The organism is Thermotalea metallivorans (assembly GCF_001562415.1).
GTDB lineage: Bacteria > Bacillota > Clostridia > Peptostreptococcales > Thermotaleaceae > Thermotalea > Thermotalea metallivorans.
Window position 1 is genome coordinate 1 of record NZ_LOEE01000071.1, and the last position, 8,915, is coordinate 8,915.

Genomic DNA, 8,915 nt, shown 5'->3' on the forward strand with positions numbered 1-8,915 from the left:
CTCTCTGACAAAGAGATTATAGCACGATGTTTAGAAATTTCAATGCTAGGTGTCACTGATTCATCTGAACAATAAATTTAAAGTTGTCAAAGAACATTCGGGTGGGTTTTTGAACCCTAACCCTATATTTATCTTACAAGGGGGTACTTTATTGAGGGCAAGAAGCTTGTTTGTCATTTTCATGTATTTAAGCAGATTTGCCCTCCCCACATTGTTCTACCATTCCCGTACGGATGCTTTTGTTGAATTTTTCCTATTTTCCGCAAGTTACCTGTAATCACTGGTATTGTGCTCTGGGCTTCCATATATATGGCCATTTTGCTACACCCGCCTTTGTATTTGACACACTCCTGGCTACAGGTATTGGTCCGTATAATCTCTATTCTTATGGATGTTTTTCGTGTTTCCACAACTTTACTGATCTTTTTTCATAATATCTTGTCTTTCTTTATATATACATGTGGAACAATTTATAAAATCCATCAAAAAACAGGCATGAGTATTGCATTCATCATGATATAGAGTAAAGAATAACTCAAATCATCTTGCATGATATAAAACAATCGCACCATGATGAGAAATGTTTGTTTCTATCTATAGGAGGAGAGCTGATGATGAAAAAAGATATTTTCATACTGATTCAGTTTATTCATGTTTATTGCAGGTACAAGCATATAGAAAGGGAAAAAACTGACTTTTCCTATCATAGTCTTGAAATGAAAAAGCAGGTTAGGTTATGCGAAGAATGTTCAGATCTTGCTGTCTATTCCATCAACAGACGAATCCGATGCCCTATGGCAGTCAAACCTGCTTGCAAAAAATGCAGTATAAAATGTTATGCCCAGGAATATAGGGAAAAAATAAAAAAAGTAATGAAATTTTCCGGGATGTATTTTATTAGAAGAGGAAGAATCGACTATCTTTTCAAGTATTTTTTCCGCTAGCATTTTAAAAATAGTATGCTAAATGAAACGGCATGATTTTTGCATATATTACATGTGGAGATAAGAAAACATCCCAGGAGGAATTGGAATGAAAGGAAGGAGAACAGTACTTTATATTTTGTTGATTATTTTAGGAGTTATCTTCATGTACAATTATGTTCTTGTTCCCCTGCTGATGCAGCTCAATGGCGGGATGGGAATGGGGATGCATTACAGAATGGGTATGTACGGTAGATATATGTATTATACAGATTTTCGCTTGATGCTATTTATTATGATAATGATCGGGATATTCCTGTTGCTGGATTTTGTACAAGGGCAAAATAGGTCTGGTAAGTGTAAAAAATGCGGATATGAGATTGAAAATGACCAATGGAAGATATGTCCTTTGTGCGGTACAGCTTTCAAATTACGAAAGGATGATAAAGCATGACGCTTTTGCTCTTGATCCTCATGGCGTTTCTGATATATTATCTATTTATTTATAAAGCCAACCATGTAGATCTTTTAGAAGTAAACAAGATTAATAAATGCCCAAGCTGCGGCAACAGGGTGGAAAAAAATTTCAATGTATGTCCCATATGCAAAGAGACTTTAAAAAAGTTCTGTACGAACTGTGGCGAAAAGATTGATATCCACTGGAATTATTGTCCCTATTGTGAAAAATATATAGATAAAGGTGTGGGGAAATGAAACGGAAATTTCTCAAATTTAAGTATGAAATATGGATTGTTCTTTTCATTATAGGCATCAGTATCATCCATTACTACACTGGATATGAAGAAACCCCTTATCATGATTTTTATAGATTTCTGTATACAATCCCCGTGATTATGGCTTCCTACAAACATGGCTTTCAAGGGGGAATCATTATATCCATCGTTGCAAGTTTCATCTATTCACCCCATATCCTGTTGTCCCTAAGACTTGAACTGCAAACAGTCAATAAATTGTTGGATATATTTTTTTTCTTTGCTGTGGGGTCTACCACGGGGATCCTGTTCGAAAGGAAAAACATGATATGCATAAAAAAAAATGAAGAATTATCAAGATATGTGATTCTGGAAAAATACACAAACAGCATTATTCAAAGCATAAAAGACGGTGTAATTGCAGTCAATAATGACATGTTTATTACCATCATGAACCAAGGCGCAAAGGATATCTTTCATATTGACGAAAGCTGCATAGGGCAGCATTTTTTTGAAGTGCTTGCATGTTGCTGCAGTATAGAGACGCAGATCATAGAGTCTATGGAAAAAAATAAGGTGATTGAAAATATTGATCTAGAAATAAAAACATCCCATGGAGAATCCAATCTCAGAATCAACTTGTTTCCGTTAACCTTTGAAAATATGAATAAAGGATTGGTAATCATTTTTGATGATGTTACGGAAATCAATAAATTGCAGCAGCATATCCAGAGAAATGATAAATTGGTAGCCCTTGGGGAGCTTTCTACGGGAATTGCTCATGAAATCAGAAATCCGTTGGCCATCATAAAGGCTGTGGCCCAGACAATGAAAGGGGAGTTAAAGAATTATCCGGAAGCTTTTAGGGAACTGGAAATCATTGATGAGGAAGTAGAAAGGGCAAACAAAATTATAAAAAGTCTTATGGATTTTGCCAAACCCAATAGAAATGAAACAGAATTATATTCTTTCAACACCCTTCTGCAAGAGGTCTTAACGATTGCCGGGAAATATATTTCCCAGAACAATGTTCTTGTAAGGTTTAGCACAGAGGAGATACCTGAAATTGTGGTTAGCAAGGAGCTTTTAAAACAAGCATTTGTGAATTTAATTTTTAATGCAGTGGAAGCCATGCCCAAGGGTGGCGAACTCACCATATCTACGAGGCTTTGGGAGAATAAATGGATCAAAATTGCCTTTCAGGATACGGGGATAGGGATTGAGGAAGATCATTTAAAAAAAATATTTAATCCCTTTTTTACGACGAAGGATGAAGGGACGGGATTAGGTCTTGCTATGGTGCATAGAATTGTGGAAGAACACAATGGGGTCATAAACGTTATGAGCAAACTAGGGGAGGGGACTACCTTTGAAATATTTTTTCCTATCCATGGGGAGGTGCCAAGTGTATAGATGAAAAAGATACTCATTGCAGATGACGAAAAAAATATGAGATGGATACTGGAAAAGAAGTTGAAGGAGGAAAATTTTGCAGTTATTGAGGCACGGGATGGATACGAAGCCTTTGAACAATTTCTAGACAAAGAACCGGATATGGTAATTCTTGATTACAGGATGCCTAAAATGGATGGTATGGAAGTCCTGAAAAAAATACGAACCCTTCATGAAAAAGTACCCATTATCATGATAACGGCCCACGGAAATACAGATGCCGCTGTTGAAGCAATGAAGCTGGGTGCTCTTGATTATATACCCAAACCATTCGACATAGATGAGCTGATGGTGAAAGTAAAAAAAGCACTGAACATTGATGAACTCAATAAAGAAATTGACTATCTTCGCAATAAAATTACAGAAACCTTTGACAACAGAATTATTGGAAAGAGTCGAAAAATGTGTGAAATCTTTGAGCTCGTAGACAAAGTAGCAGATACAAATGCTACGATATTGATTACGGGGGAAAGCGGCACAGGAAAGGAATTGATTGCCAGTGCCATACACAGCCGGAGCTCCAGAAAAAATAAACCGTATATCCGTGTGAATTGCGGTGCAATTCCAGAAAATTTGCTGGAAAGTGAATTGTTTGGCTATGAAAAGGGTGCATTTACGGGTGCCCAAAGCAGAAAACCGGGCAGATTTGACAGAGCACAGGGTGGGACTTTATTTTTAGATGAAATTGGAGAACTAAGCTTGCCCCTACAGGTAAAAATACTTCGAGTATTGCAGGAAAAAGAATTCGAGAGGGTAGGAGGGACGGAGGTAATCAAGGCTGATGTGCGGATTATTGCTGCTACCAATAGAAATCTTGAAAAAATGGTGGAGGAAGGAAGCTTTCGAGAGGATCTCCTTTATAGATTAAAGGTGATACCCATTCATGTTCCTCCCCTTAGACAAAGGAAAGAAGATATCCCCTTGTTGGTAGAATTTTTTATCGACAAATATGCAAAGGATCTAAACAAAGGCCACATAAAAGTAGACAAAAAGGTCCTGGAGATATTAATGCATTATGACTATCCGGGAAATATTCGAGAACTGGAGAACATTATTGAGAGAATGGTGATTTTATCAAATGGCGGCTATATTCAGGCATCTTCACTGCCGAGGGAGATCATAAGGGGTGCCTATGCCAATTATGATGATATCTTCGTTCTTCCTGAAACGGGGATTGTGTTGGAAGAAGTAGAGAAAAGCCTAGTAAGACAAGCCCTGGAAATTTCAAAAGGAAATCAGACCCATGCTGCAAAGTTGCTGGGAATATCAAGACATGCACTGATATATCGGATGGACAAATATAAATTGAACAATGAAAGCAGCCTGTAAGGCTGTTTTTATTCTTTTGTGGGGTGTGGAGTTTTCAACAGCATCTATGTGCAAATTTGAACATATGCAGAGCATAGTTTATATCGTTATCAAAGGAATATCCTTATATATGAAGCGATGATGAAAAAAGCAATCCCCTTTATTCGTGATTTGAAACCCTAAATCATAAGGAAAGGGGATTTTCGTTGAAATTTCAATGATTATTCAACATGGGATGCCAATTTTAAAAGTTGGCATGATTGTTGCTGCATGATATTCTCGAAAGAATTTAAACAGAAAAAGGAGGAGGTGAAAGGATGAAAGATAATTCTTTGATGAAGCTGATTGGGATTTTGTTGTTGGCAGTTCTAGGTTTATGGCTTGTTCAAGCTATAATATCGGGAACGGGGTTTGGTATAGGTGTAGGAATAAGAGGAAACTTTGGAGGTGAGCATATGTATATGGGAACAGGATTTGGATATGGCGGAACAATCGCCTACCTGTTGCTATTGATGACGAAGGTGCTGTTTGCCGTGTTTGTAGTCGCCGTAGTGGCGGGCATTATTGTCTGGATAAAAAATAATCTGTTTACAGCAGAAGAGACAGAAGCCATCAAAAACACTTTTGTAGGCAGTAAAAAGGCTTCGCAGAAAGAGTTATGCGTTATCTGCAGCAAAGAGTTAAATCCCGAATGGAAGCTTTGCCCCCATTGTGGCAAGGAGAAGGAAGTTAAAAATGCATAGGAGGGAATATATATGATAAAAAATCCTTGGTTTAAATTAGCTGTTATATCTCTTTTGGGTATAGCCATCAGCTTTGGTGTATTATGGGGAATCAACGAATTTACCAGATACAATAACATGAATATGGGTTATGGATACAACATGAATATGATGCCCATGAACAATATGAATGGCATGGGCATACAAGGCAGTCTGAACGTGCAGGGCCGCTTAGATATGAGTGACATGCCGATGATGCCGATGAATAACATGAACTGGATGAACATGCAGGGTGGCATGAATATGATGTCTATGGACAATATGAATGGCATGAACATGATGCCGATGAATAACATGAAAGGCATGATGAATATGCAAGGCGGAATGGGTATGATGAATGGTATGGGAATGCACTAAAAAAAAGAAAAAACCCATGCACTCGCCAGTCTTTTGCGAAAAGGCTGGTGAGTGCATTTTTTTGATTTTTTCATGAAACAAAAAAATATTTTCTAAAATTTATGATGAAGCAGTTGACGCACTGTATCCATAAGAATATAATAATAACTGAACATATGAATATACATTCATATGAATTCAAACAAATGACAATATGTTGCTCATAGATATAGCGTGGCTGCGGGTCGTACATGGTTTTGCAGTATCCAATTATAACAAAGTCTTCCATTGGAAGATTTAAAGGAAGACTTTGTTGAAACCCATGACGGAAATTATGACTTATTCATTATTTATGAAAGTACATAATTTCCTATGTGTTATAACAAAGTCTTCCATTGGAAGATTTAAAAGAAGACTTTGTTGAAACCCATAGAAAATGCTGAAAAGGGGGAAATGAAAGTGGGCGGGAGAGTCAAAAAAGAGCTTATATTGGAAGGTCTGGACTGTGCAAATTGTGCCAGCAAGATAGAATCAAAGATAAAGGAAATTAATGGTGTTTGCAGTGTTCATATGAATTTTGTCACGAAAACACTTTCCATAGAGATAGAGAGTGATGAAAAGTTGGATAAAGTGCTGGCTCAAGTCAAGGATATTATCAATAAGTATGAGCCTGAGGTCATTGTCAATGAAAGAATCATTACGAAAACGGAGAAGAAAGTTTTGTTGTTGATGGGGTTAGGTTGTGCAAACTGTGCGGCAAAGATGGAAAAAGAAATAAAAAATTTGGCGGGTGTGAAATTCGCCTCTGTAGACTTCGTATCCAAAAGGCTTGTGATAGAGGCCAATAGCAAACAAGAGTTAAGCAGGATTTTGGATGAAGCGGCAAAAATTATAAACCGAATAGAGCCCCATGTGCATATGGTTGATGAAAGCAAGCCCAAGACAGGGGCGGGTAAGGCAGAAAAACAAAGCAGCAAGAACAATAAAAAGGAGATGGTCCGTTTGGCCCTAGGAGGGACCTTATTTGTAATCCCCTTGATACTTGATTTTTCTTTTTGGACGGAATTTACTCTTTATTTTGCCAGCTATTTGCTGGTTGGTGGAGAAGTTTTGCTAAAGGCGGGTAGAAATATTTTGAGGGGACAAATTTTTGATGAAAACTTCTTGATGGGAATTGCTACCATTGGGGCCTTTGCAATTCAAGAGTTCCCGGAAGGAGTAGCTGTAATGCTTTTTTATCAAATTGGGGAGTTCTTTCAAGATATGGCAGTGAATCGCTCAAGAAAATCCATTGCGGCCTTAATGGATATCCGGCCTGATTTTGCCAATCTCAAGATAGGTGATGAAATAAGACGGGTTTCGCCGGAAGAAGTAAATATCGGAGCTATGATTCTTGTGAAGCCGGGAGAAAAAATTCCCCTGGACGGTAGAGTAATGGAGGGAAAATCCATGGTGGATACCTCTGCTTTAACAGGAGAATCGATACCCAGGGAAGTGGAGGCAGGCAGTGATGTTTTCAGCGGTTTTATCAATAAAAACGGATTATTGACTGTTGAGGTGACCAAAGATTTTGGGGAATCAACGGTATCTAAAATTTTAGAGCTGGTACAAAATGCAAGCAGTAAAAAGGCCCCAACGGAAAGCTTTATCACGAAATTTGCAAGGTATTATACACCTGTGGTTGTATTTGCATCCCTTGCATTGGCAATCATTCCGCCCTTGGTGATCAAAGGTGCCACTTTTTCCCAATGGATCTATAGGGCATTGGTATTCTTGGTAATTTCTTGTCCTTGTGCTTTGGTTGTATCGATTCCCTTAGGCTTTTTTGGAGGTATCGGAGGTGCATCGAAGAACGGGATTCTCGTGAAGGGCGGAAATTATCTGGAGGCATTGAACAATGTGCATACGGTAGTATTTGATAAAACAGGAACACTGACAAAAGGCGTATTCAAAGTAACAGAAATTCATCCCAAAGGAAATATTACGGAAGAAGCATTGCTGGAGTATGCAGTCTATGGGGAAAGCTATTCGAACCATCCTATTGCCGCATCTATCTTAAGGGCTTATGGAAAAGAGGTAAATAAAGAGGCTATTGAAAGTTATGATGAAATATCAGGATACGGGGTGAAAGTGAAAGTACGGGGAAAAGAAATATTGGCAGGCAATATGAAATTGATGGATAAGGAAGAAATTTCCTATGAGCCGGTGGAAACTACAGGCACAGCAGTGTATGTGGCCATTGACGGGGTATATGGCGGGGCCATCATTATTTCCGATGAAATTAAGGAAGATGCCCAAAAGGCTATTCAGGACCTTAGAACTGTTGGGGTGAAAAAAATTGCAATGCTCACAGGGGATAGCCAATCGGTAGGGAGAAAAGTGGCAGAACAGTTAGGTTTAGATGAAGTCTATGGGGAGCTGCTTCCTGATCAAAAAGTAGAAAAACTTGAACTGCTGGACAGACAAAAATCATCAAAAGGAAAATTGATTTTTGTGGGAGATGGCATGAATGATGCGCCGGTGCTGGCAAGGGCCGATATTGGAGTAGCCATGGGCGGCCTAGGGGCCGATGCCGCCATTGAAGCAGCGGATGTAGTATTAATGACCGATGAGCCGTCGAAATTAGTCAGTGCAATAAAAATAGCCAGGAGGACGAAACGCATTGTATGGCAAAATATTATCTTTTCCTTTGGTGTAAAGATCTTTGTTTTACTCTTAGGTGCAGGTGGGATTGCAACCATGTGGGAAGCTGTATTTGCCGATGTAGGAGTAGCGCTGATTGCTGTATTCAATGCTATGAGAGTCTTGAAAGCTGAACATCTATAGATTTCCCATGGGAGTAGATGAAAGGAGTTGGATAAAAAATGGGGAGAGATGAGCGGATGAAGCATGATGTGAAAGGGGAATTTTGCAATTGCAATGTAATCCATGGGGATATCGTGAAAAAAGTAAAACAAGTAATGCCCAGAGAGGAAAAGCTGTATGATTTAGCAGAATTGTTTAAGGTTTTTGGGGATACAACAAGAATTAAGATATTGTATGCATTATCTGTTGAGGAGATGTGTGTATGTGACATAGCGGCATTACTTGGAATGAATCCATCGGCTATTTCCCATCAATTAAGGGTTTTAAAGCAAGCAAGGCTTGTGAAATACAGAAAAGAAGGGAAAATCGTTTACTATTCATTAGATGATGAACATGTAAAAAATATTTTTGATCAAGGATTTGCCCATATTCATCATAAGTAGCCTCAACGTGAAAAAATGATTCTATAGGAGCATTCCTGTAATAAACAAAAATGAACTTTGAAAAAATGAGCACCTCACGGTAGAATTGGGATGTGCAAACAACCACGAAAGCACAAATCCAAAACTACAGGAGGTACTTGACATGAAGTATAA

9 protein-coding genes are annotated in these 8,915 nt (G+C 38.3%); all 9 read left to right on the forward strand.

Annotation, left to right across the window (positions count from 1 at the left end):
• Window positions 1-611 precede the first annotated feature (611 nt).
• The 9 genes from AN619_RS13730 (at window position 612) to AN619_RS13770 (ending at window position 8,762) form a co-directional block, all read left to right on the forward strand.
• Window positions 612-944, forward strand: coding sequence for a nitrous oxide-stimulated promoter family protein (locus AN619_RS13730; RefSeq protein WP_068557840.1), 333 nt, complete (start codon window positions 612-614; stop codon window positions 942-944).
• An 88-nt stretch (window positions 945-1,032) separates the two neighbouring features.
• Entirely contained in the window at window positions 1,033-1,377 is a 345-nt protein-coding gene (locus AN619_RS13735) for a zinc ribbon domain-containing protein (protein WP_068557841.1), read from the forward strand.
• Window positions 1,374-1,637, forward strand: a complete 264-nt coding sequence (locus AN619_RS13740) for a zinc ribbon domain-containing protein (RefSeq protein WP_068557842.1) — start codon at window positions 1,374-1,376, stop codon at window positions 1,635-1,637. The genes AN619_RS13735 and AN619_RS13740 overlap by 4 nt, the downstream gene beginning before the upstream one ends.
• Complete coding sequence (locus AN619_RS13745; RefSeq protein ID WP_068557843.1) at window positions 1,634-3,049, forward strand: two-component system sensor histidine kinase NtrB; 1,416 nt, start codon at window positions 1,634-1,636, stop codon at window positions 3,047-3,049. Before AN619_RS13740 ends, AN619_RS13745 begins: the two co-directional genes overlap by 4 nt.
• Complete coding sequence (locus AN619_RS13750) at window positions 3,050-4,417, forward strand: sigma-54-dependent transcriptional regulator (RefSeq protein ID WP_068557844.1); 1,368 nt, start codon at window positions 3,050-3,052, stop codon at window positions 4,415-4,417.
• A 296-nt stretch (window positions 4,418-4,713) separates the two neighbouring features.
• Window positions 4,714-5,139 carry a hypothetical protein gene (locus tag AN619_RS13755; protein WP_068557845.1) on the forward strand — a complete coding sequence of 142 codons (426 nt, stop codon included), beginning with the start codon at window positions 4,714-4,716 and terminating at the stop codon, window positions 5,137-5,139.
• A 12-nt stretch (window positions 5,140-5,151) separates the two neighbouring features.
• Window positions 5,152-5,535 carry a hypothetical protein gene (locus AN619_RS13760; protein ID WP_068557846.1) on the forward strand — a complete coding sequence of 128 codons (384 nt, stop codon included), beginning with the start codon at window positions 5,152-5,154 and terminating at the stop codon, window positions 5,533-5,535.
• A 432-nt stretch (window positions 5,536-5,967) separates the two neighbouring features.
• On the forward strand, window positions 5,968-8,340 hold the full coding sequence (locus tag AN619_RS13765; RefSeq protein WP_068557847.1) for a heavy metal translocating P-type ATPase: 2,373 nt from the start codon (window positions 5,968-5,970) through the stop codon (window positions 8,338-8,340).
• Window positions 8,341-8,378: 38 nt separating this feature from the next.
• The gene (locus tag AN619_RS13770; protein WP_456300649.1) at window positions 8,379-8,762 is read left to right on the forward strand and encodes an ArsR/SmtB family transcription factor; all 384 of its coding nucleotides are present in this window, start codon (window positions 8,379-8,381) and stop codon (window positions 8,760-8,762) included.
• The last annotated feature ends 153 nt before the right edge of the window (window positions 8,763-8,915 follow it).

Coding starts and splice junctions, on each gene's coding strand:
- AN619_RS13765 (WP_068557847.1), top strand. CDS start 5,968: ATGAAAGTGGGCGGGAGAGTCAAAAAAGAGCTTATATTGGAAGGTCTG.
- AN619_RS13770 (WP_456300649.1), top strand. CDS start 8,379: ATGGGGAGAGATGAGCGGATGAAGCATGATGTGAAAGGGGAATTTTGC.
- AN619_RS13760 (WP_068557846.1), top strand. CDS start 5,152: ATGATAAAAAATCCTTGGTTTAAATTAGCTGTTATATCTCTTTTGGGT.
- AN619_RS13740 (WP_068557842.1), top strand. CDS start 1,374: ATGACGCTTTTGCTCTTGATCCTCATGGCGTTTCTGATATATTATCTA.
- AN619_RS13755 (WP_068557845.1), top strand. CDS start 4,714: ATGAAAGATAATTCTTTGATGAAGCTGATTGGGATTTTGTTGTTGGCA.
- AN619_RS13735 (WP_068557841.1), top strand. CDS start 1,033: ATGAAAGGAAGGAGAACAGTACTTTATATTTTGTTGATTATTTTAGGA.
- AN619_RS13750 (WP_068557844.1), top strand. CDS start 3,050: ATGAAAAAGATACTCATTGCAGATGACGAAAAAAATATGAGATGGATA.
- AN619_RS13745 (WP_068557843.1), top strand. CDS start 1,634: ATGAAACGGAAATTTCTCAAATTTAAGTATGAAATATGGATTGTTCTT.
- AN619_RS13730 (WP_068557840.1), top strand. CDS start 612: ATGATGAAAAAAGATATTTTCATACTGATTCAGTTTATTCATGTTTAT.